Source organism: Candidatus Darwinibacter acetoxidans (assembly GCF_041936445.1).
Lineage (GTDB): Bacteria > Bacillota > Limnochordia > Darwinibacteriales > Darwinibacteriaceae > DTU010.
The window spans coordinates 1-21,483 of sequence record NZ_JBHGXH010000111.1; the positions used below are offsets into that span (position 1 = coordinate 1).

Annotated in this window: 20 protein-coding genes, 2 rRNA genes and 1 pseudogene; 14 read left to right on the top strand and 9 right to left on the bottom strand. The window is 57.7% G+C overall.

The features are described from left to right. The first annotated feature begins 25 nt into the window (after positions 1-25). Positions 26-141, top strand: a 5S ribosomal RNA gene (rrf, locus tag ACE4YL_RS03630). A gap of 85 nt (positions 142-226) precedes the next feature. Here the strand turns inward: rrf and ACE4YL_RS03635 are convergent. After that, positions 227-802, bottom strand: coding sequence for a GNAT family N-acetyltransferase (locus tag ACE4YL_RS03635; protein ID WP_461359692.1), 576 nt, complete (start codon positions 800-802; stop codon positions 227-229). Positions 803-972: 170 nt separating this feature from the next. Here ACE4YL_RS03635 and ACE4YL_RS03640 point away from each other — a divergent pair. Then, a pseudogene (locus tag ACE4YL_RS03640) lies at positions 973-2,403 on the top strand (glycoside hydrolase family 43 protein). Positions 2,404-2,493: 90 nt separating this feature from the next. Here ACE4YL_RS03640 and ACE4YL_RS03645 read toward each other — a convergent pair. Genes ACE4YL_RS03645 through ACE4YL_RS03665 form a run of 5 tightly spaced genes read right to left on the bottom strand, consistent with a single transcriptional unit; the run spans position 2,494 to position 6,940 of the window. Next, the gene (locus ACE4YL_RS03645; RefSeq protein ID WP_461359691.1) at positions 2,494-3,201 is read right to left on the bottom strand and encodes an ABC transporter ATP-binding protein; all 708 of its coding nucleotides are present in this window, start codon (positions 3,199-3,201) and stop codon (positions 2,494-2,496) included. Between the two features lie 2 nt (positions 3,202-3,203). Continuing rightward, positions 3,204-3,980 carry an ABC transporter ATP-binding protein gene (locus ACE4YL_RS03650; RefSeq protein ID WP_461359690.1) on the bottom strand — a complete coding sequence of 259 codons (777 nt, stop codon included), beginning with the start codon at positions 3,978-3,980 and terminating at the stop codon, positions 3,204-3,206. Further along, positions 3,964-4,911 (bottom strand): branched-chain amino acid ABC transporter permease, encoded by a 948-nt coding sequence (locus ACE4YL_RS03655; RefSeq protein WP_461359694.1) that lies wholly within the window; start codon positions 4,909-4,911, stop codon positions 3,964-3,966. Before ACE4YL_RS03655 ends, ACE4YL_RS03650 begins: the two co-directional genes overlap by 17 nt. A gap of 18 nt (positions 4,912-4,929) precedes the next feature. Continuing rightward, a complete protein-coding gene (locus ACE4YL_RS03660) occupies positions 4,930-5,814 on the bottom strand; it encodes a branched-chain amino acid ABC transporter permease (protein WP_461359689.1) in 885 nt (294 codons plus the stop codon). A 4-nt stretch (positions 5,815-5,818) separates the two neighbouring features. Continuing rightward, positions 5,819-6,940: an ABC transporter substrate-binding protein gene (locus tag ACE4YL_RS03665; protein ID WP_461365596.1), complete on the bottom strand. Its 1,122-nt coding sequence runs from the start codon at positions 6,938-6,940 to the stop codon at positions 5,819-5,821. A gap of 416 nt (positions 6,941-7,356) precedes the next feature. Between ACE4YL_RS03665 and ACE4YL_RS03670 the strand changes: the two genes are divergently transcribed. The 11 genes from ACE4YL_RS03670 (at position 7,357) to ACE4YL_RS03720 (ending at position 18,396) form a co-directional block, all read left to right on the top strand. Beyond that, positions 7,357-8,607 (top strand): ABC transporter substrate-binding protein, encoded by a 1,251-nt coding sequence (locus tag ACE4YL_RS03670; protein WP_461359688.1) that lies wholly within the window; start codon positions 7,357-7,359, stop codon positions 8,605-8,607. A gap of 103 nt (positions 8,608-8,710) precedes the next feature. After that, a complete protein-coding gene (locus ACE4YL_RS03675) occupies positions 8,711-9,592 on the top strand; it encodes a carbohydrate ABC transporter permease (protein WP_461369250.1) in 882 nt (293 codons plus the stop codon). A 3-nt stretch (positions 9,593-9,595) separates the two neighbouring features. Continuing rightward, positions 9,596-10,441, top strand: coding sequence for a carbohydrate ABC transporter permease (locus ACE4YL_RS03680; RefSeq protein ID WP_461359686.1), 846 nt, complete (start codon positions 9,596-9,598; stop codon positions 10,439-10,441). A gap of 14 nt (positions 10,442-10,455) precedes the next feature. Further along, the gene (locus ACE4YL_RS03685) at positions 10,456-11,886 is read left to right on the top strand and encodes a glycoside hydrolase family 43 protein (RefSeq protein ID WP_461359685.1); all 1,431 of its coding nucleotides are present in this window, start codon (positions 10,456-10,458) and stop codon (positions 11,884-11,886) included. A 43-nt stretch (positions 11,887-11,929) separates the two neighbouring features. Beyond that, positions 11,930-12,646: a LamG domain-containing protein gene (locus tag ACE4YL_RS03690; RefSeq protein ID WP_461360548.1), complete on the top strand. Its 717-nt coding sequence runs from the start codon at positions 11,930-11,932 to the stop codon at positions 12,644-12,646. Between the two features lie 126 nt (positions 12,647-12,772). After that, positions 12,773-13,093 (top strand): divalent-cation tolerance protein CutA, encoded by a 321-nt coding sequence (gene cutA / locus ACE4YL_RS03695; RefSeq protein WP_461359683.1) that lies wholly within the window; start codon positions 12,773-12,775, stop codon positions 13,091-13,093. A gap of 119 nt (positions 13,094-13,212) precedes the next feature. Next, complete coding sequence (locus ACE4YL_RS03700) at positions 13,213-14,556, top strand: M16 family metallopeptidase (protein WP_461359682.1); 1,344 nt, start codon at positions 13,213-13,215, stop codon at positions 14,554-14,556. After that, positions 14,553-15,872 (top strand): M16 family metallopeptidase, encoded by a 1,320-nt coding sequence (locus ACE4YL_RS03705; protein ID WP_461360547.1) that lies wholly within the window; start codon positions 14,553-14,555, stop codon positions 15,870-15,872. Before ACE4YL_RS03700 ends, ACE4YL_RS03705 begins: the two co-directional genes overlap by 4 nt. Positions 15,873-16,020: 148 nt before the next feature. Further along, a complete protein-coding gene (locus ACE4YL_RS03710) occupies positions 16,021-16,221 on the top strand; it encodes a helix-turn-helix transcriptional regulator (RefSeq protein WP_461359680.1) in 201 nt (66 codons plus the stop codon). Continuing rightward, positions 16,218-16,625, top strand: coding sequence for a hypothetical protein (locus ACE4YL_RS03715; RefSeq protein ID WP_461359679.1), 408 nt, complete (start codon positions 16,218-16,220; stop codon positions 16,623-16,625). Before ACE4YL_RS03710 ends, ACE4YL_RS03715 begins: the two co-directional genes overlap by 4 nt. A gap of 61 nt (positions 16,626-16,686) precedes the next feature. After that, on the top strand, positions 16,687-18,396 hold the full coding sequence (locus ACE4YL_RS03720; RefSeq protein ID WP_461366997.1) for a MutS-related protein: 1,710 nt from the start codon (positions 16,687-16,689) through the stop codon (positions 18,394-18,396). Positions 18,397-18,400: 4 nt separating this feature from the next. On the opposite strand, the gene ACE4YL_RS03725 is transcribed toward ACE4YL_RS03720, so the two are convergent. Genes ACE4YL_RS03725 through liaF form a run of 3 tightly spaced genes read right to left on the bottom strand, consistent with a single transcriptional unit; the run spans position 18,401 to position 20,849 of the window. Beyond that, entirely contained in the window at positions 18,401-19,036 is a 636-nt protein-coding gene (locus tag ACE4YL_RS03725) for a response regulator (RefSeq protein ID WP_461365011.1), read from the bottom strand. Then, entirely contained in the window at positions 19,036-20,088 is a 1,053-nt protein-coding gene (locus ACE4YL_RS03730) for a HAMP domain-containing sensor histidine kinase (RefSeq protein WP_461358826.1), read from the bottom strand. The genes ACE4YL_RS03725 and ACE4YL_RS03730 overlap by 1 nt, the downstream gene beginning before the upstream one ends. 11 nt (positions 20,089-20,099) lie before the next feature. Next, positions 20,100-20,849 carry a cell wall-active antibiotics response protein LiaF gene (liaF, locus tag ACE4YL_RS03735; protein WP_461358825.1) on the bottom strand — a complete coding sequence of 250 codons (750 nt, stop codon included), beginning with the start codon at positions 20,847-20,849 and terminating at the stop codon, positions 20,100-20,102. 523 nt (positions 20,850-21,372) lie between these two features. Between liaF and ACE4YL_RS03740 the strand changes: the two genes are divergently transcribed. Then, a 16S ribosomal RNA gene (locus ACE4YL_RS03740) occupies positions 21,373-21,483 on the top strand; the annotation flags it as partial.

Sequence of the window (21,483 nt, forward strand, 5' to 3'; positions counted from 1 at the left end):
TGTTGTGCAGTTTTGAAGGTATTTTCCTGGTGGCGATAGCGAAGGGGCCACACCTGTTCCCATTCCGAACACAGCAGTTAAGCCCTTCAGCGGCGATGGTACTGCCACATCTCGTGGTGGGAGAGTAGCTCGTTGCCAGGAGTATTTTAGCCCCGCAGCAATGCGGGGCTTTTTGCGCGCTCCGAAAGCAACAAGCCAGATGCAGATCTGGCCTGTGGATTACCGGTTAGTTGGCCGCTGTGGCCCTCTGCCCACGAAAGAGAATGTAGCACTTGGTCTCAAACATCCGCTCCAGCGCTTCCGAATGCAAAAGAACGGTCTTGACGTAGTGGAAGCCGAGCTTTTCAATGACCCGCCGGGAGCGGTGATTGTCCACGAAGTAGCCGCAGGTCAGGGCATCTAACCCCAGGACATCGAAGCAGTAGTCGACCACTGCCCTGGCCGCTTCAGGCACCAGGCCCTGTCCCCAATAATCCCTGGAGAGGACAAAACCGATGTCTTTAACCACCAGGTCGCTGTACTTGGGATCGTTGGCGGCCCAGGAATTGTGGATGCCCAGGGAGCCGATTACCTTTCCGTCCTTTTTGTGGACAATGGCGAACACGTCCTTCTTTTCCATAAAGCCCCTCAAAACTTCCTGGCTGTCTTCCCGGGTGCGGTGATGGGGCCAGCCTGCCATCTCGCCCACACCTGGAACCGAGGCATAGGCGAAAAGATCCTCAAGATCGCTTTCTTGCCAGGGCCTCAAAATGAGACGCTCAGTAGTCAGTACAACGCCGGAAACGTCAACTCGCTGCTCCATGACTGTCCCTCCATGGGAGAAAAGTGTGTGTTAGTGGTATTATACAACGTTTTGCCCTGTAGTTGGAGGGTAAATCGGCAGGGCAGCGAAGCAGGGATCCGCCTCGGTCTGGGGAACCACCACACTATAGGCTAGCCCGTGAGGGACAGGAGAGGGAGGGTTTGCACGGTATGAAGGTTCGGATAGTGATTACTCTTGTCACGGCTGCGGTGCTGTTCTTGTCCGGTAGCACCGTCTATGCAGATGCCGGGGGGCTGCCGCCAGAGGTGCCCCCACTGAGCAGCGCCTCGGTGCACGACCCGTCGATTATCAAGGCGGGTGACCTGTATTACGTCTTCGGTTCCCATCTAGCCGCTGCCAAATCGAGCGATCTGCGGAACTGGGAACCCCTGGAAGACAGAGTGCATGACGGCAACAGACTTATTCCCAATGTCTAGACCGAACTGGCCGAGGTGTTTCGGTGGGCGCAGACCGACACTCTCTGGGCGCCAGATGTGGTTTAGCTGCCCGATGGGCGCTTCTACATGTACTACTGTGCCTGTCGGGGTGACTCCCCGCTTTCAGCCTTAGGCGTGGCCGTTGCCGACGAGATCGAAGGGCCCTACCGCAACCTCGGGATCATTTTTCGCTCGGGGGGGAGCGGCAAACGGGCACCCGATGGTACTTACTACAATGCCACCAAACACCCCAACGTAGTCGATCCCACAGTCTTCTTTGATGCAGAGGGCAGGCTGTGGATGGTGTACGGATCTTACTCCGGCGGCATTTTCATCGTGGAAATGGATCCGGAAACCGGGTTTCCACTGCCCGATCAGGGCTACGGGAAGCGCTTGGCTGGCGGAAATCACAGCCGCATTGAGGGACCTTACATACTCTACCACCCTGACCAGGACTACTACTATCTCTTCCTCAGCTTCGGCGGTCTCGGCTCCCGGGGAGGTTACAACATCAGGGTAGCCCGCTCGAAAAACCCAGATGGACCGTATTACGACTCCGAAGGGAAAGACATGATCGATGCCCACGGCCCCAGTGGAAGCTTCTTCGACGATGCGGCTATTGAGCCCTACGGGGTCAAGCTCGTGGGGAACTTCCTGTTCAGGCTGAACCGGGGGATCTACGGATACGTCTCCCCCGGTCACAACTCCGCCTATTACGATCCAAAGACCGGCCGCACCTTCCTTGTCATGCACACTCGCTTTCCCCTAACGGGAGAGTATCATGAGGTCCGAACGCACCAGCTGTTTTTCAACGAAGACGGCTGGCCGGTCATGTCTGTGCTGCCCTATGCCTACGAGTTCCTGGAGCCGGTCAGCGAGGAAGCGGTCATCGGGGATTACCTTTGCGTAAACCACGGGAAGGACATCTCCTCGAAGATGAAACCAGCTGTGGCCATCACCCTCAACCCTGATAGGACCATATCCGGTGAGGTCAGCGGTTCCTGGCGGCTGGTGGGGGAATGGTTTGCCCACCTGATCATTGACGGAGAAGTGTACAAAGGCGTGTTTGTTCGCCAGTGGGATCCGGCGTTGGCCAGATCGGTGATGACCTTTACAGCCCTCTCCCACCGCGGGGTTGCTGTCTGGGGCAAGGAGAAGGAGTAAACAGCTGGAGAAAGGCTAGACGCAGACGAAGCCCGGGCCATGGCCCGGGCTGTCGTTGAGAAGGGCTAGCTGCCTGGGTGGGGGCCGGTTTCAGCCCACCCCCAGGTAGATCTCTTGGATGCGACCGTCGGAGGCCACTTCGCGGGCACTACCGGCCAGAGCGATGCTGCCCGTTTCCAGAACACAGGCCTTGTGCGAAATGGCCAGGGCCAGCTGGGCGTTCTGCTCCACGAGCAGGATGGTGGTACCCCGACGGTTGATCTCTTTGATGAAGGCGAAAATCTCCTCGACCAAGATGGGCGCAAGGCCCATGGAGGGTTCGTCCAGCAGAAGCAGTTTCGGGCGGCCCATCAGGCCGCGGCCCATGGCCAGCATTTGCTGCTCACCGCCGCTGAGGGAACCGGCGTCCTGTTTGCGCCGTTCGGCCAGCCGCGGGAAAAGCTCGAAGACCGCCTCCAAATCTTCTTTGATCCCGGCCTTATCACGGCGAGAATACGCGCCCAAAAGGAGATTATCCGCCACAGACAAGCCCGCAAAGATCCGGCGACCCTCAGGCACATGCACCAGGCCCAGCCCCGGCAGCGCGTGGCTGGGGACCGAGGTGATATCCCTGCCGGCGAAAAGCACTCGACCAGAAGTCTTGGGGAGCAGGCCGGAGAGTGCCTTGAGCGTAGTCGTTTTCCCTGCACCGTTGGAGCCCAGCAGGGTAAAGATCTCCCCTTCGTGGACCTCAAAGCTGATCCCCTTGAGCGCCTGAATCACTCCATAATGCACAGTGAGATTCTCCACCGCCAGCATGGTCAGTTCAGGGAGCCGCCCAGGTAAGCCTCGACGACCCGCCGGTCGGTCTGGATGGACTTGGGATCGCCAGTGGCTATAAGATGACCGTGATCCAACACGAACAGCTTCTCGCACAGGTTCATCACCAACTTCATGTCATGTTCTATCAGCAAAATGGTGATCTTCAGGCTGTCCCGCAGCTCGCGGATGAGTTCAAGAAGATCCTGTGTTTCCTGGGGATTCATGCCGGCGGCCGGCTCGTCCAGAAGCAGGAGCTTCGGAGAGAGCATGAGGGCCCGGGCAATTTCCACCCGCCGCTGTTCACCGTAGGGGAGGTTCCCGGCGAGCTGGTGGGCTTTGTCTGCCAGACCCGCGAGCTCAAGGGCTTCCCTAGCTTTACCCGTGATCTGCGCTTCCTCCCGCTGGAAAGCAGGGGAGCGAAACAGACCGCAGAGCAGAGAATACCGGCGGTTCTTGTGATAAGCAATGCGCAGATTGTCCAGAACCGTGAGATTCTTGAACAGGCGGATGTTCTGGAAGGTGCGGGCAATCCCGTACCTGGCGATGGTATGGGCGGGCTGGTTCGTTAGCCGCTGGTTGTTGAAGCTGATCTCGCCGCCGCTTACAGGGCAAAGACCCGTCAGGGCGTTGAAGATGGTGGTCTTGCCGGCACCGTTGGGGCCAATCAACCCTGCCAGGGTCTGCTCCTTGAGGGCGAAACTCACTTCATCAACAGCCTTCAGCCCCCCAAATTGCACACAGAGGTTATTGACCATGAGTTCAGCTGTGCTGGCCATGTGTCCTCGCTCCTTTCCCAAGCGCTAGTAAAGAGCCCAGGGAGAATTCTCTGCCTGCCATCAGTCCTGCGGGGCGATAGATCATCACGGCGATAAGCAGGAGGGGGTAAATCACCATGCGGTACTCCGCCAATCCCCGCAGGAACTCCGGCAGGATAGTTAAAACGATGGCGGCGATCACCGAACCGGTAAGACTGCCCAATCCTCCCAAGACGACCATGATCAGTATGTCAATGGACTTTAGGAAGCCAATCTGGCTGGCCGTGGGAGCCATGTACTGCAGATAATGGCTGAAAAGGGCACCTGCTGTCCCGGCGAAGAATGCTCCCAAGGCGAAGGCCAGGACCTTGAAGTAGGTGCTGTTTACGCCCAGGGATTCCGCCGCGATCTCATCTTCCCGCACAGCCAAGCAGGCTCTGCCAAAATCTGAAGACACGAAGTTGCGGATCGCCACCACGGTGATGATCGCTATGAGATAAGCCAGCCCGAAGGTGGTGTACTTGGGGATTCCAGAAAACCCCCTGGCACCGCCGACGGCATCGGTGTTCAGGATGATCACCCGGATGATCTCGCCAAAGCCTAAAGTGGCTATGGCCAGATAATCGCCGCGCAACCGCAGCGCCGGTAGCCCCACAGCTATGCCCGTCAGCCCGGCCAGCAGACCCCCGCAGAGCAGGGCTGGCACGAACGGCACCTGCAGCTTGACTGTGAGGTACGCCGAGAGGTAAGCACCAATGGCGAAGAACCCGGCATGGCCTATGGAAAACTGTCCCGTAAAACCGTTGATCAGGTTCAGGCTGACCACGAGGATGATATTGATGCAGCACAGGCTCAGGATTTGCACATGGTAGGGGAGGAGCACTCCCCGGCCCTCCAGGAGCCGCACTGCCGCGTAAACCAAGGCGAGAACCGCAGTCCAGAGCAAGCCCATCAGCTTGTTTTTCACTCTCTACACCTTCTCCATGCCTTTTTTGCCGAGCAGTCCGTTGGGGCGGAAGAGCAGGACCACGATGAGCACTGCAAAGGCCACAGCATCCCTCAGGGTGGAGGACCCCAGCGTGACCACTAGGTTCTCGGCAACACCCATCAAAAGCCCACCCAGCACTGCCCCTGGAACTATGCCGATACCGCCCAGCACCGCCGCTACAAACGCCTTCAGGCCAGGCATCGTCCCCATGTAGGGGTCGATGCGGTTGTAGTACATCCCGACCAGGATACCAGCCGTAGCGGCCAAGGCTGAACCTAGGGCGAAAGTGCAGGAGATGATGCGGTCAACGTTGATCCCCATCAACAGGGCTGCCTCTTTGTCCCGGGCCACTGCCCGCATGGCTTTACCGAACTTGGTGTAGGTGACCAGAACGTGCAGTGCCACCATGAGCAGCAGGGCCACCCCGAAGATCAGGAGCTGCCTGTTGGTGATGAACACCGGCCCCAGCTGAATGCGGCGGAAGGACATGACTTGAGGGAAAGGTTTAAACGATGCCCCAAACACCAGCTGGGCGGTGCTCTGGAAGAGAAGAGACGCTCCGATGGCCGTGATCAACACGGAGATGCGCGGCGAATTCCGCAGCGGCCGGTAGGCGATCCTCTCCAGCAGCACTCCCACCACAGCCGCGGCCGTCATGGAAAGCAGCATGGCCGGGACCAGTGAGAACCTGAACATGGTGATGGCGTAGAACCCGAAGTAGGCGCCCAGCATATACATCTCGCCATGGGCGAAGTTGATCAGTTTGATAATGCCGTAGACCATGGTGTAGCCCAAGGCGATCAGAGCGTACACGCTGCCCAAGGCCAGGCCGTTGAGGAGCTGCTGGAGCGCAACCTGCCAAGCCATGGCTTCACCTTCCCACAGGATCGATGCGCGTTACTAACTCCCACTGCCCGCCGGTGATTCTCAGGATGACAGCGGACTTGATGGGGGTTCCTTCAGGATCCATGTTGATTGTGCCCGTAACCCCTTCGATGTCGCCCACGGTACCCAGGGCGTTTTTCAGCGCCTCAGGGTCGGTGGAGCCCGCTGCTTCCAGTGCTTTGGCTACGATCAGCGTGCCATCATACCCCAGAGCGGCCAGGGCATCGGGTGCCTGCCCGAAGGCCTCCTTGTAGCGGGCAATGAAGTCTTGAGTTGCAGGGCTGTCGACGTCTGCGGAGTAGTGATTGACGATATACCCGCCTTCCTCAAAGCCTCCAGCCAGTGCACTGAGATCGGGCGAATCCCAACCATCCACACCGAGCATAACCGCATCCATGCCCATCAGGCGCGCCTGCATCAGAATGGGGCCCGCGGTGGAGTAGTAATCCGGAATAAAAAGCGCCTCGGGGTTGCGCATGGCCAGGGAAGTCAGCTGCGCACTGAAGTCCGTGTCCCCGGTTGAGTAGGATTCTTCGGCGACGATCTTGCCTCCGAGCTCTTCAAAGGTAGTCTTGAAGGCTGTCCGCAGGCCAACAGAGTAATCATTGGCCACATCATAAATGATTGCCGCTTCCTTGAGTCCCAAATACTCGATGGCGAACTGGGCCATCACCCGGCCTTGGAACGAGTCCTTGTAGGCTCCCCGGAAGATGTAGTCCCCCACAGATGTGATCTGGTCGCCTGTGCCGGTGGGTGTGAGCATGGGCACACCGGCCGCCTGGCAGATGGGGGCCACAGCCATAACGGCGGGAGTAATCACGGGTCCTAGGATGAGCGCTACATTCTCCCGGTCGATCAACCGCCTGGCGGCTTGGGCAGCCTCGGTGCCATCGCCTTTGTCGTCGAGGATGATTAGGCTGATCTGGCGCCCGTTGATGCCACCAGCAGCATTGATGTCCTCCACAGCCATGGTCACAGCATTCCGCACCGACTGACCATAGGTGGAGACGCTGCCCGTTAGGGAAGAGATCACGCCGATCTTAATAGCATCCCCCTGGGCGGCAGCGGGAACGGTCAAAGCCAGGATCACCATCACACACACAAGCATTGTCTTCCATCGAGCATGGGACATTTCGTCACACTCCTCCACGTGTTTTACGTCTTCAGACGATATTTCCCGATCATTCTGCGGAAAAAGTAGATTTCCTCCCTGACTTGATATTGATTTAGCAAAGCTTAACGCTAGGCGCAGAGAAGATCGCAATTCTTTACCAATTACATAACGGCTCAGTGCTGGATGGTGAGTGTTCGGCAGTGATCTGGCGGGGGTTCTTTTGTTAAGAGACGGTGTCGGTTTAGAAGGTATTGGCTAGAGTTTGAAGAAAAGATCACGATAAAGCCAAGGTTGGGACAATCGGAATACTTCTGCTTCACTGCATGGGGGGTGGTGCCCCGGGGATTAGTGCTAAGGCCGTTTCTTTGTGCTGTGCGTAGAACCTGCAGAAGGAAAGGAGATGAGCACCAGTGAGGAATTGGCTGAAGGCCTTTTCCACAGCAGTGATTTGTGTGTTGCTCTTGGGTTCGGTGGTCGCGGCCCAGCCCATACAGCTGCAGTTCTGGACGCCCTTCACCGGTCCCGATGGCGCCTACATGGAGCGTATGGTTCAGCAGTTCAACGCCGAACATGCTGGCGAGATCGAGGTGGAGCTGTTTATCCTGCCCGGTGGTGCCGACTACATCACCAAGCTCGCTCTGGCCATTAGGACTGGCGCCCCTCCTGGAGTTGTGGTCCTTTCTCCCAATGACTATTTCCGCTTTTTGGATAACCTCACTTCTTGGACCCCAGAGGAACTGGAGACGCAGTACGGTCTGGATGTGGCCGACTTCAGTGAGAACATCCTGCAGTCTGTGACCAGGGACGGGCGGATCTATGCCATCCCGCTAGGTACCTACTGCCTGGGCCTGTACTACAACATTGACCACCTTATCGCCGCGGGTTTGGAACCCAGGGCTCCTGAAACCAGGGAAGAGTTTCTGGATTATGTGCGCAAGCTTACCGTGGATAAAGACGGCGATGGCACACCCGATCAGTGGGGTTGGTATTCCTTCGGCGGCTGGGCTTTCCGGGTGCTCTGGCAGTGGTACACCTTGCTCTTCCAAAACGGCGGTGCCCTCCTGAGCGAGGACGGCAGAAGTGCTGCGTTCTTCAGCCCGGAAGGAGTGGAGGCCCTTCGGTTCTATGTGGATTTGATCCACAAGGAAAACGTGGCCCCGAAAGATCCGGCTGATCCGGAAGAGGCGTTCCGCATCGGCCTGCTCTCCCTGCATGTGAACGGGCCGTGGATGATCAACCTGTTCAAAGAGCAGCCCGACCTGAACTGGGCGGTTGCCCCCGTTCCCGTTTTAGGTAAGGAGCGAGTGGTCTGGGGCGATGCCCATCTGCTGTGCATCCCCCAGCAGTCAGAGGAGATGACGGAAGCCGCCGTAACGCTGGCCAAATGGCTCAGCGACAACTCCATTGAATGGGCCAAGGCCGGGCAGGTGCCTGTGCGCAAGTCGGTGGTGGACAGTGAGGAGTTTGCTGCACTCACTGAGCAATTCGAATTTGCCAAGCAGCTGCCCTACGTGCGTTTTCTGCCCCAGACCGAGAGGCTGGCCGAAATAGAGAGCGTGCTTTTGGAGTACATGGACGCCGCTTACTTAGGGGACATGGATCCGGAGGAAGCTCTGGACTACGCGGCGGAAGAAGTGGAGGACATCCTGCGAAGAAGGTAACATGGAAAAGGGGACGCTCCCCCGGGGTCTGACCCTGCACGGGGGCGCTCCCCGTTCTTCATGCACGCAGCGAAACCTGACCCAGAAAGGAAAGTGAGGGCCCATGGGTACTGGCAAGAAGCGGCGCGACTTTACTCCCTTTTTGTTCATCCTACCGTTCATGGCTTTCTTTCTCGTGTTCATCGTCATCCCCCTCATCCACGGTTTGCTCCTCAGCTTCCAGGAGTGGTCGCTGCTTTCCGACCCCGTCTTCGTCGGTCTGGATAACTACATCGAACTGCTGGATGTAAGGCGCTTCCGGGCGGCGGTCCAGAACACGTTCATGTTCGCGGTGCAGAGCGTGCCCCTGCTTTTGGTGGTGCCGCTCGTTCTGGCTCTATTTTTGAACAAGACCTTTGTCGGCCAAAAGCTGGCTCAGAATGCCATCATCTCGCCGTTTCTCATTCCCTCAAGCAGTGTGCTGTTGCTCTGGATCTGGATGCTCGATTCCCAGACGGGCATGATCAACCAGATCTTCAAGGCTGTGGGCCTGCCCGGTCAGGCCTGGCTGAGCCGGCAGGGCTCCGCCATGGGCGTGATCGTCTTCGTCACCCTGTGGTGGACCGCGGGTTACAACATCATTCTCTTCTTAAGCAGCCTGCAGGATCTGCCCCAGGACCTTTATGAGGCGGCCGCGGTAGATGGCGCCAGCGGCTGGGCGCAGTTCTGGCACATAACGCTGCCCCTGCTGCGCAATCGGATGCTGTTCATCACCACCCTGCAGATCATCGCTTCCTTCAAACTGTTCGACCAGGTCTACATCCTGACCGGCGGGGGACCGGCGGGAAGCACGCGCACTTTGGCCTTTTACCTCTACGAAACGGGTTTTCGCGATTTCATGTTTGGACGGGCTGCAGCGGTCAGCTGGTACATGTTTATCATGATCGCCATTTTTGGTCTGCTCCAGGCGAAACTGTTAACTCGCTGGCTGGGAGAGGGGGTCTAGAGAGTGATCGGTGCGGCTAAGCGCAGGCAGAAGATTGTCTTGAGTATCGTGGGCCTTCTTTTGGGCTTGGTTTGGTTCTTCCCCATTTTGTGGATGTTCTTCTCGTCGCTGCAGCCCAACTCGGAGCTGCTCATCTATCCGCCGCGGATTCTTCCCCGGGTCATTACTTTGGAGAACTTCCGCACAATTTTGTTCAGCACCAGGGGCGTGAACGTGGGCAGATCCTTTCTGAACAGTGTCTTCTACGCCTCCCTGGTTACCCTCGGCGTCTTGGTCACCGCCACTCCCGCGGCCTACGCCTTTGCCCGCATGGAGTTTAGGGGAAGAGACGTCATTTTCTGGCTGATTGTGGCCACCCTGATCCTCCCGGTGCAGATGTTCATTGTCCCGGTTTATCTGCTCCTGGACCGTTTGGGGCTGCTCAACACCATTTGGTCCATCATCCTGCCGCCCATCGGGCCTGCCTTCGGTGTCTTCCTGCTGCGGCAGTTCATGCTCACCATCCCCGACGAGCTGGAGGATGCGGCGAAAATCGACGGATGTTCACCTCTGCGCTTCTTGGTGCAGATAGTTGTACCCTTGATGCGCCCGCCACTGGTCTCCTTGGCCATTTTGACCTTCTTAGGTATCTGGAATGATCTGCTCTGGCCGATGCTGGTCATCACCGACAGCAAGCTGCTGCCCCTGCAGCCAGCCCTGACCAGGATCAGGGGTGAGTACCACGGCACGTTCGAAGCGGGGACGATCATGGCCGGGGCCTTTGTGGCAGCCATTCCGGTGTTGGTGATCTTTTCCTTGGCTAGCCGGTATATTGTCCGGGCGGTTTCCACTTCAGGGATCAGTAGATAGGGAGGGGTGCAACCATGAAGCATCTGGCGGTACTGGCACTTTTTATCCTTGTGGCTGCGGGCACCGCAGCGGCCCAGGGGGAACCAGCTGAGGATCTGCTGCCGCCGCTCCTCAGCGCCTCGGTGCACGATCCATCCATCATCAAGGTCGGGGACGTTTACTACGTTTTCGGTTCCCATTTGGCTGCGGCCAAATCCACCGATCTGCGCAACTGGCAGGCCATTGAAACCCGGGTACACGACCAGAACAGGTTGATCCCCGATGTGTATAAGGAGCTGGAGGAAGTGTTCGCCTGGGCGGAAACGGATACCCTCTGGGCACCGGATGTGATCCAACTTCCCGATGGGCGTTTTTACATGTACTACTGCGCCTGCCGGGGAGATTCTCCCCTGTCTGCGCTGGGGGTGGCCGTATCTGACCACATCGAAGGCCCTTACAAGAACCTGGGGATCATGCTCTTCTCTGGCGGCCTGCGGGCACCGGACGGAAGTCTGTACGATGCTACCAAGCATCCCAACGTGGTGGACCCCCATGTCTTTTTCGACGCGGAAGGCGAGCTCTGGATGGTGTACGGCTCCTATTCTGGTGGGATCTTTATCCTGGAGCTGGATCCGGAAACGGGCTTTCCCCTCCCGGATCAAGGCTACGGGAAGCGCCTGGTGGGCGGGAACCACAGCCGCATCGAAGGACCGTATATCCTCTACAACCCCGACCTAGACTACTATTACCTTTTCCTCAGCTTCGGCGGCTTGGACTCCAGGGGAGGGTACAATATCCGGGTGGCCAGGTCGAAAAACCCCGACGGACCCTACTTCGATGCGGAAGGGAAAAACATGCTGGATGCCCACGGACCTAGGGGCAGCTTTTTCGATGACCGGTCCATTGAGCCCTACGGGGTGAAACTGGTGGGAAGCTTCCTCTTCCGCTCCGACTATGAGTATTACGGCTATGTCTCACCGGGCCACAACTCTGCCTACCATGACCCAGAAACGGACCGCTACTTCGTGATCATGCACACCCGCTTTCCCCAATCAGGGGAATACCACGAAGTGCGCACCCACCAGATCTTTTTCAACGAAGATGGCTGGCCTGTCATGGCCGTGCTGCCCTACGCTTTTGAGACGCTGGGTAAAGTTAGCACGGAGGAGGTGGTAGGGGACTATCTGTACGTAAACCACGGGAAGGATATCTCGTTCGTGAGAAAGCGGGCGGTGGAAATCAGCCTCAATGCCGATGGGACCATTTCCGGCGAAGCGGCAGGTACCTGGCATCTGGTGGATGACTACTTCGCCCGTGTGGAAATCGACGGCGTGCTGTACAAGGGCGTGTTTGTGCGCCAGTGGGATCCCGCGGCGTTGGATCGGGTGATGACCTTCACCGTCCTGTCTGAAGCGGGTGTGGCCCTCTGGGGCAAGGAGCTCCAGCGAGAACTGCTTGACCAGTGAATATGGGAAAGGAAGCTTTCTGAGCATGAAGGAGGAGGTTAGCATGGATAAGAGGTATTTTGTGCTGGTCGTCCTGTCTTTGACTCTGGTGTTCGCCGCGGGCCTGGGGGCAGCTGCGGAAAAGCAGCCTATGATCTACTACAGCTTCGACGAAATCCAGGAGGACCTGGTTCTGGATGGGTCCGGCAATCAAAGGAACGCCCTGTTGGAAGGGGGCATCAGCTGGACAGCTGATGGCTACAAGGGCGGGGCACTCTACTTCGCTGGCGAGGACGGTTTTGTGCGTCTGCCTGACAATGTGGCCAGGCACCTGGACAGCATGACCATCGCCCTGTGGGTGAAGCTAGACTCCAACCCCATGTGGGCCAGGGTGTTTGACTTCCAGGGCTCCAAGGGGTTCATGTACTTGACCCTCAACTCAGGGGATCCGGCCGGGGGCACGCGCTTTTCCATCTATGTGGGCGATCCGGATACGGAACCCATTCTTACCATCCCCGCGGACACCTTTGAGCTCGGCATGTGGTATCACATCGCGGTGGTGAGCGATGCGGAGAACTACCGTTTCTACGTAAACGGGGAAGAACTGGCGTCCTTGCCCGTGACCCATAAGCCAAGCGAGATCGGTTCCGATGTGGTTATGGCAAACTACCTGGGCAAATCCCAGTTCGAGGATCCCTATTTCCACGGCTTCATGGATGAGTTCTACCTCTTCGCCGAAGCCTTGAGCGCCGAGGAAGTAGCGGCACTGATGACACGCTAAAGATAGGGAAGGTAAGCCTCCAGCCCAGCGGCTGGGGGCCATTTTTCTTGTGCGGGCAAAACAAGGTATAGGCAAGCTGCCGTGGAATAAATGGTTTGAGGACCAAGGAAGAGGAGGTTGAGGAAAATGGCTTTACTTGCTGTGATCACAACCACCGCCACCGAGGAGGAAGCCAGGGCCATTGCCCGGGCACTGGTGGACCGGGGTTTGGCTGCCTGCGTGCAGATCTCTGCCCTGGAGAGCTTTTACATCTGGCAGGGGGCAGTGCAGCAGGAGCCGGAATACAGGGTGGTGGCCAAGACCACGGAGGAGCGCTATCCAGATGTGGAGCAAACCATCAAAGAGCTGCACTCCTATGAGCTGCCGGCCATCTATGGCCTGCCCCTTCATCCTGTGTATGCACCCTATGCCGAGTGGGTGAGAACCAGTTCGGGGGGTTCCCGTTAATCGGTACCGCCTTCTGGCCTCCCGGGTTTTCGGTTGACAAACGATGGCCAAGGGGATAAGATTGAGATAATTCTGTATTTCGAATTGCGCGACAAAAGTGTTCGACAAGGAGGGTGAAAATGCGCAAGAAACGAATTGTTGTTCTCTTGGTTGCGGTTGTGCTGCTACTTGGCCAAGCGGCCGCTGCTCATCAATCCGTGGATCCCGAGTCCACCTTGATTCCCTTCCATATGCAGGTTTTGGAAAACGGTCTGCGGGTGATTGTGAAGGAAATCCCATCGTATCCCATTGCCGTGGCTAATGTTTGGGTAGGAGTCGGAGCCAAGGATGATCCAGATGGTTTGTCGGGGATGGCCCACTTCTTCGAGCACCTGATGTTCCAGGGGACACCAAGTCGGCCGCTGGGGCAGATCTGGCAGGAGACAGCACTCTTGGGCGGGGATATCAATGCCGCGACGAGTTTGGATTTCACCTTCTACTACATTGTGGTCCCTTCAGAGCACATCCGCCAGGCCATGGAAATCCAGGCAGATGCCCTCCGGAACTCCCTGTTTGATCAGGCCCAAATTGACCGGGAGCGCCAGGTCATTCAGGAAGAAATCAGCATGGTGCGGGAGTCCCTCCAAACTTATCTGCTCCATTCGTCTCTGCAGGAACTCTTCGCCGGTACCAGCTATGGCAAGCCCATTCCCGGAACTTTGGAAGATCTGGCTCGAGTCAACCGCACCGAAATACTGGATTTCTACGCCCGCTATTATGTACCCAACAATATGGTCTTGGTGGTGGCGGGCAACGTGGTGGCAGAGGAAATCTTTGCCCTGGCCCGCGAGCTCTACGGCGATCTGGAGCCGAGGCCCTTACCCCCACCGGAATACATAGAAGTGCCGATCTTGGAGAGGGTAGTGCACAAAGAAGAAGAGCGGCCGGTGCAGCAGAGCTACATCCTGCTGGCCCATCCTGTTCCCGGCATGTACACCCGGGAGGCCGCGGCCCTGGAGCTGGCTTCCGTCATTTTGGCCCAGGGGCGCGCGTCCCGCCTCTACAGGCAGCTTGTGGAAAGGGAACGGGTGGTCAACAGCATCTCCGGATGGTATGAAGGTTTTTCCCAAGTGGGCTTCTTTGTCCTCGAGGCTGAACTGGAGCCGGGACAGCGGGACCGGTTTCTGGAGATCGTCCGGGCTGAGCTGCAGCGACTCCAGACTGAGCCCGTAAGCGAAGAGGAACTGGCCCGGGCGAAAGCTATGGTCCGCAGCACCGTGGCCTTTGGCACTGAGTCCAGCCTGAACGTGGCCTTGTTCTTGGGGCAGGCGGAGCTGATGGGCGGAGCACTTTGGGCCGTGAATTACAGCGCCATGTTGGACCAGCTCACCGCCGAGGATATTCAGCGTGCCGCCCAGCTCTACTTGAGTCCAGACGGCTATGTGCACAACGAGATCAGGCCGGAGGGGGGTAATATCCAGTGAAAAGGAACAGCATAGCCCTGGTGTTGTTGGTGGTTGTCCTGGCAGCGGCTCCGGCTCTGGCCGGGGAAGCATTTCGCTACACTTACAATGTGCAGAAGGTCGTTTTGGACAACGGTGTGACTCTGCTCCTTAAGGAGAATCCCGCCTTTGACATCATCGCCCTCACCTTGCTGTCCCGGGTGGGTACCATTCAGGATCCAGCCGGTTTGGAGGGTTTGACTTACCTCACTCAGCGCAATTTGCTGTCGGGGACGGTTAACCGCACGGCGCTGGAGTTGATCACGGAATTGGAGTCACTGGGCGTGCAGCTTTTGACCGCTACCTCGCACAGTTATTCACCGGTTTTCCTCCAGGCTTTGCCCGACAGCTTCCCCCAGGCCTTTGCGATCCTTTTAGATGTTCTGAACCACTCCACCTTCCCCCCGGAGGAACTGGAGAGGGAGCGTGAGCTCACCATGGCAACAGTGCGCAGCCTGGCTGATGACCCGATCAATGCGGCATTCCTGACCTATCTGGAGACCTTCTACGGTGATCATCCCTTCCGGAATACTGCCTACGGCTCGTTGGAGGGCTTGGCCGCTGTCCGCGCCGAAGACCTGCGGGAGTGGAAGCAGTACATCTACGCTCCTGAGAACCTGGTTGTCGCGGTGGTGGGCAACTTCCACACCGAGGAGCTGCTGCCGCAGCTGGAAGCAGCTTTCGGCCCTTGGCAGCCTGGGTATGAAGGATCCTTGGTGCCCAGGGAAACCGTACCGTTTTCCCATCCACCGGAAGATCGTGAGGTTAAGGTCCAGGTGCCCATGGAAGCATCGTTTGTGATCATGGGATACCCTGCACCCGATACCTTTGACCCTGATAGTGCAGCCATGGCCGTGATCAACACGGTCTTGGGCATGGATTCCGGTTCCCGTCTCTGGACGGAACTGCGGGAGAATCTGGGCCTGGTTTATCTGGCTTTCTCCGCCTACGATGAGCGGGTGGGTCCGAGCAACTTATACGCCCTGGCCGTAACTCACCCCGCGGCGGTGGAGACGGTGAAGGAACAGATCCGGCAGCAGGTGCAGCGTTTTATCACCGAAGGGCTTACCGAGGAGGAAATCGCCGCAGTGGCCGCCCAAAGGTGGGGGGGATTTCTCATTAAGAACGAAACCAACCTGTCCCAAGCCGTGCTCCTGGCCCAAGCTGAGCTTTCTGGCCGCGGCTATGCCTGGGTGGATGCGTACATGAACTTCTTCGCCGACGTGACCCCGGAGGACATCAAGCGGGTGGCGGAGAAGTACTTCCAGCACTACACCAGTGTGGTGGTGGGACCCTAGAATCGGGACAACGGACTCGTCGGTTGCTGTGCCGGCGGGTCCTTTTTTGCCCTTTGTTGTAAAGCAAGCTTGACAATGCGCCCGGCAGGGCGTACAATGGCAATGGATGCAAAGCACACTTTACATCGAGGCTGAGGGGTGGTTCCAGTTGAAGAACAAAGTGGCAGCACTGCGCCGGGAACGGGGCATCACCCAGGAGGAACTGGCCGATGCCCTTGAGGTGTCGCGCCAGACCATCAGCTCCATCGAAAACGGGAGGTACAATCCCTCTCTCGAACTGGCTTTCCGTATCGCCCGGTTTTTCGGGCTGACCATTGAAGAGATCTTCCAGGAGGATGAGTACCGATGAAAAAGCAGAGGGTCCGTGAGGTGGCCGTGTTCACTTTGGGATTGGTCTTGCTGATAGTGGGCATAGCACTCTGGGAGAACAAGGTGGGCGGAGTACTTCTAGGGGTGGGAGCCGGCCTGATGGGCATGTCTGCGGCGCGGCTTTACACGGGCTGGGTTGTGGCTAAGGATCCCAAGTTGGCCAGGCAGGTGCAGATTGAGGAGCAGGATGAGCGCCTAGTCCACATCAACAGCTTCGCCAAGGCCAAGGCCTTCGACTTTCTCCATGTTCTAGTGCCGCCCTTTCTCTTGATTCTCTCCCTGGCCCGGGTGCAGCTGTGGATTGTCTTGCTGGGCGTGGCCATCTATGTGGTGGACTGGGTGGTGTATTTCTTCTTCTATGTAAAAAGGACCAGGGAAATTTAGTTCGGGAAATGCTTGGGGCAAATCCTTGGGCAGCTCCACAGATAACTAGGAGGCGACGGAAGTGAATGTGCGGGTACTCCGGGAAAACCTAATCCTCTACAGCTTGCTGCTGCTCACTGCTGTCTTGATTTACTTCGCTTTTCTTTTGGGCAGCCATATCTCCCCCCGGTACCTGTGGCTGTTGCTGCCCGGGGCGCTTGGGGCGGGACTGAGCTACCTGGAGTACCGGCGCTTGCAGCGCCGCAAGCTCCTTTCCAGACTGCGGGCCCAGTGGGGAATTCCCGAGATGAAAAAGGAACGGGACTTCGCGGCCATCGCTTCCCTTTTTGAGCAGGCGGAACGGCCGAACACGGCCCTTGATGATCGCACCTGGCAGGATCTGACCATGGACGCGGTCTTCTCCCGCCTGGACCGCACCTTGACCTGGCCGGGCATGCAGACCCTGTACCGTTTGCTGCGCCTCCCGGAGATTGACAACTTGGAGAAGCTGCGGGCCAGAAGCCGGGCGGTGACCGGTTTTGAGCAGGAGAAAAGCGTACGGGAAGCGGTGCAGGTGATCCTCAGCGGCATGGAGGGACGCCTCGGCTCCGGGCTGCCCACGCTGATCTGGAACACTCCCCAGATCACACCCCGCCATCCCCTGATCCTCTACCGGTTGATGTTCGTTTTGGCGCTGTTTTCTCCGCTGCTCTTGCTCTTGTCCCTGCGTTTTTTCCTGGTCATGGTTTTCATTTTCCAGATCAACATGTACCTGCACTTTAAGGTGCAAAAGGAGACCAAGGCCCATTTTGAAGGGGTACGGGCCCTGCGGCAGCTGATCACGGTAGGAGGCAAGCTGGCCCGTTTAGATGCCCAGTTCCTCGGGGAGCTTCCCGCAGCCCTGCGCAGCGCCTTGGGACAGGTTAAGGGCTTCCGCCGAATTGTGCGCTATGTGGGGACGGAAAGCACCGATCCCCTTACCTACATGTTCCAGCAGTATTTCACCATTTTCTACCTGGCGGAAGTGCGGGGGTTTTACCGGGCGTTGGATTTCATCAAGGAAAACAGAAAGCCTCTGCAGCAGCTGTTTTTGGCCGTGGGGGAAATCGATGCCCTGCAGTCGGTGGCTTCCTACCGCGCTTCCCTGGACTACTATTGCGAACCGGAATTCACCCAAGGGCGCGGCCTGGAGCTAAAGGAGGCCTATCATCCGCTTTTGGCGGAGCCGGTGCCCAACTCCGTCCAGATCGGTGGCCGCGGCATCCTGATTACCGGGTCCAACATGTCGGGTAAATCCACCTTCCTGCGGACGGTTGGGGTGAATGTGCTTTTGGCCCAGTCCATCGCCACCTGCCTGGCCCGGAAGTACCGCGGCTGCCCCCTGCGCTTGCTTACTTCCATCGGCCGGGCGGATAATATCATCGAAGGGAAGAGCTATTACCTGGAGGAGGCCCTGAGTGTTCTGAGGGTCATCGAGGCCTTAAGTGACCGGCTGACGGCTTTGGTCATCTTTGACGAGCTCTACCGGGGTACCAACTCCGAGGAGCGGATTTTCGCGGCTAGGCGGGTTTTGGAATACCTGGTGCGGCGGAACGCCTTGGTGCTCACCGCCACCCACGACCTGGAGCTCACCAGCTTGCTGGCGGAGCACTATGACAGCTTCCACTTCAGCGAGCGGGTGGGCGCGCTGGGCCTGGAATTCGACTACAAATTGAAAAAAGGGCCGGCCACCACGAAGAATGCCATTGCCCTTTTGCGCTATTTAGGTTATCCCAAGGAAATTACCGACTAAAGCCCTAGACCAGCCTATGGCGGTGGGCATAGATGGCAGCCCGGGTGCGATCCTCCACGCCCAGTTTGCTCAGGACGTTGCTCACGTGCGTCTTCACCGTCTTGATGCCGATAAACAGTTCATCGGCGATTTCTTGGTTGGTCTTGCCCTGGGCAATGAGGATGAGCACCTCCAGTTCCCGGGGCGTGAGCTCATGGTGGGGCAGCTTTTCGCTGCCGTGATGGAGTTTGCCCACCATCTTGGCGGCAACCTTCGGTTCGATCACCGCTTCCTGCTTCACTGCCCGGCGGATGGCCTCCACGATTTCCTCGGCCTTGGCGGTTTTCAGCAGATAGCTGAGGGCCCCCGCTTCCAAGGCGGGGAAGATCAGGCTGTCATCGATGAAGCTGGTGAGGATGATAACCTGAGTTTCCGGCAGCTCCGCCTTGATCTGCTCCGTGGCCTCCACGCCAGTGCCCTCTTCCATGAGCAAGTCCATGAGGATCACATCTGGCTGCAGCTCCCGGGCCAGCCGCACCGCGGCTTTGCCGGAGGCGGCTTCGCCCACTACCTCCAGATCCTCTTCCGTTTCCAGATAGGCGCAGATGCCGCGCCTGACCATCTCGTGGTCATCAACCACCAAGACTCGGATTCTTTCCACTATTCATCTCTCCTTGCCTCTACTTCCTGGGAGATGGGAACCCTGACCTCCAGTTTGGTGCCCTGGCCGGGTACAGACAGCCACTGCGCGGTGCCGCCCATGAGGGTGCAGCGCTCCTGGATCGATCGGATGCCCAGGGACGATTGGGGTATTCTTTCCAGCACAAACCCCTTGCCGTTGTCTTCAATGACCAAAATGGCCCGGGGCGGGGTTTCTGTTACCTTGAGGGAGATGCGGACCAGATCAGCTTCCGCATGGCGCAGCACGTTGGAGAGGCCTTCCTGGGCAATGCGGTAGAGCTGGTTTTCTATGTTCTTCGGCAGGTTCACCCGGTCTAGATCCACAGCGCACTTGATCGTCTGCCTGCTTTCCAGTTCCGCGGCCAGGGAGGCCAGAGCCTGCGCCAGGCTTTCATCCTGCAGGGTTAAGGGGCGCAGCTGGAGCAGAAGGGCACGCATTTCCGCCTGGGCCCTGGTGGCAGCTTGGGAGATTTCCGCAATGAGGCCGGCGGTTTTTTCCGGGCTTTTCTCCGCCAAGCGGGATGCAGTGGCGGCCATCATGGCGATGGCAAAGAGCTGCTGACTCACGGCATCATGGAGATCCCTGGCCAGGCGCTGGCGTTCTTCGGAGATGGCCGTGATTTTAGTCTCTTGGATCAGCTGTTCGTTTTCCATCGCCAGTTTCTGGAGGGCTTCGACCTGGGCCTCCAGGCGGCTGGCCATTTCATTGAAGGCTTGGATGATCCCGTCAAATTCCGCATTTCCACTGAACGGCAGGCGGTAGTCCAGGTTACCGTAGGCCAGGTTCTTGGCCCCCAAGGTGATTTCCTCCAGTTCGCTGCGGATTTCCTTGCTGGAATAAAAGCCGCCCAAGACCGCGCTGATGGCGGCAATCACCAGGCCAATGCCCGCGGCGGTGAGGAATACCTCTGGCGAACTGGGCAGGGCCACAACTTCCGGGAACAGGAAATGGAGCAGCACGGCGCAGGCCAAAATGGCCAGGAGGCTGCTTAGGAAGTGGTAAAAAGTCCATTTGAGGCGAAAAAACCACATACCGTCACCGCCTAGCGGATCTGCCGGATGTTAATCTCCCCGATCTTCCAATGCACCTGGATGTTCACCTTTTTCGTGGCCTGATCATAACCTTCGCTCTGGATCTGCACGTAGCGCCCGCTGCCGGACTCGTGTTGGTCCAGCACGGTGATCTCCCCCAGGCCGATGCTGCACTCGGCCTTAAAGGGAAGTCCAGGGGGAAGGTAAATGCTGGCCTCACCGACATAACCCGATATGTCCAGAAAGACTTCCCGCTCAGGGATGATGGCGTGGGTGAGGTCCAGGTTGACAGTGCCGATGGAGTGGTGCAGAGTGAGATCATCCAAAACCCAACTGCCGGGGCCCCGGACAAACTCGCCCATGAACGCTCTTTTGTACTCCCGCATCTGCGTCTTTCCCCCTGGCTGGAAATGCACCTTGAAAACCGCCTTCCCTTTCTTGCCGGGGAAAAGGAGCATGATGCCCAGGATCACCAGGAACAGGGGCCAAATCAGCTTCCACGGTATGGAAGGAACCGTGATTCCAATTTTGGGTAGGAGCAGATAAACGCCCACCGTAACCACAACCAACCAAAGGGCGATTTCCCAAGAATCTTGAGAGCCTCTGCGTTCTTTGCTGATCTGGATCAGCTGCTGGAGCCCAAACCAGATCAGCACTCCGGGCCAGAGCAGAATCCAAGGAGTAAAGCCGATGATGCCGAGATTGTGCAGCAGAAAACCTATGCCAAAGATAATCAAGATTATGGGCAGCTTATAGGACATTGTCCTTCCTCCTTCAAGGCAGGGGCCGAAGCCCAAGGTAATAATTAGCTCCGCCAACGAAGAACTCCTCTAAGTCAACTCAATTCTAGCACGGTTGGGAAGCTGAAGTAACAGCCTGGAGTATGTCTGGAGCTCAGACTTGAGACGGAGAGTGAAAAAAGAAAAAGGAAGAATTCCCAAGGCGGGGTCCATGGCGAGGGAACAGGCATATGCTGGAGCAGGCGGCGCGGGAGGTGTAGAAGTCTGGCAAGGGGGGAAGATTTAGGGCACAAAAAAAGCTGGACGGGGGCTTGCATTCCCCTGCAATAAGTGCTATATTATTAAAGGCGCTGCAAGATGGGCGCCACAGCCAAGCCTTGCTCTTGAGGCTTGTTTCTTTCTGAAAGCACCTTGAAAACCAAACAGATTCTTGAACACAATTCTGTGTTTGGAGAGAATAAGCCACAGTTTGTGCGCTCTTAACAATTCAAGCTAGTATCAAGCTTTTCTGAGGGATAAACCTAGCTCAGCTAGGCTGACACTTTTCATGGAGAGTTTGATCCTGGCTCAGGACGAACGCTGGCGGCGTGCTTAATACATGCAAGTCGAGCGAGGTTACTGTTTCGGATCCCTTCGGGGTGAAGAAGCTTTAACC

Excerpts from the sequence above, each read along its gene's own strand:
- ACE4YL_RS03635 (WP_461359692.1), bottom strand. The coding sequence starts at position 802 with ATGGAGCAGCGAGTTGACGTTTCCGGCGTTGTACTGACTACTGAGCGT.
- ACE4YL_RS03645 (WP_461359691.1), bottom strand. The coding sequence starts at position 3,201 with ATGCTGGCGGTGGAGAATCTCACTGTGCATTATGGAGTGATTCAGGCG.
- ACE4YL_RS03650 (WP_461359690.1), bottom strand. The coding sequence starts at position 3,980 with ATGGCCAGCACAGCTGAACTCATGGTCAATAACCTCTGTGTGCAATTT.
- ACE4YL_RS03655 (WP_461359694.1), bottom strand. The coding sequence starts at position 4,911 with ATGGGCTTGCTCTGGACTGCGGTTCTCGCCTTGGTTTACGCGGCAGTG.
- ACE4YL_RS03660 (WP_461359689.1), bottom strand. The coding sequence starts at position 5,814 with ATGGCTTGGCAGGTTGCGCTCCAGCAGCTCCTCAACGGCCTGGCCTTG.
- ACE4YL_RS03665 (WP_461365596.1), bottom strand. The coding sequence starts at position 6,940 with ATGCTTGTGTGTGTGATGGTGATCCTGGCTTTGACCGTTCCCGCTGCC.
- ACE4YL_RS03675 (WP_461369250.1), top strand. The coding sequence starts at position 8,711 with ATGGGTACTGGCAAGAAGCGGCGCGACTTTACTCCCTTTTTGTTCATC.
- ACE4YL_RS03685 (WP_461359685.1), top strand. The coding sequence starts at position 10,456 with ATGAAGCATCTGGCGGTACTGGCACTTTTTATCCTTGTGGCTGCGGGC.
- ACE4YL_RS03690 (WP_461360548.1), top strand. The coding sequence starts at position 11,930 with ATGGATAAGAGGTATTTTGTGCTGGTCGTCCTGTCTTTGACTCTGGTG.
- cutA (WP_461359683.1), top strand. The coding sequence starts at position 12,773 with ATGGCTTTACTTGCTGTGATCACAACCACCGCCACCGAGGAGGAAGCC.
- ACE4YL_RS03700 (WP_461359682.1), top strand. The coding sequence starts at position 13,213 with ATGCGCAAGAAACGAATTGTTGTTCTCTTGGTTGCGGTTGTGCTGCTA.
- ACE4YL_RS03715 (WP_461359679.1), top strand. The coding sequence starts at position 16,218 with ATGAAAAAGCAGAGGGTCCGTGAGGTGGCCGTGTTCACTTTGGGATTG.
- ACE4YL_RS03730 (WP_461358826.1), bottom strand. The coding sequence starts at position 20,088 with ATGTGGTTTTTTCGCCTCAAATGGACTTTTTACCACTTCCTAAGCAGC.
- liaF (WP_461358825.1), bottom strand. The coding sequence starts at position 20,849 with ATGTCCTATAAGCTGCCCATAATCTTGATTATCTTTGGCATAGGTTTT.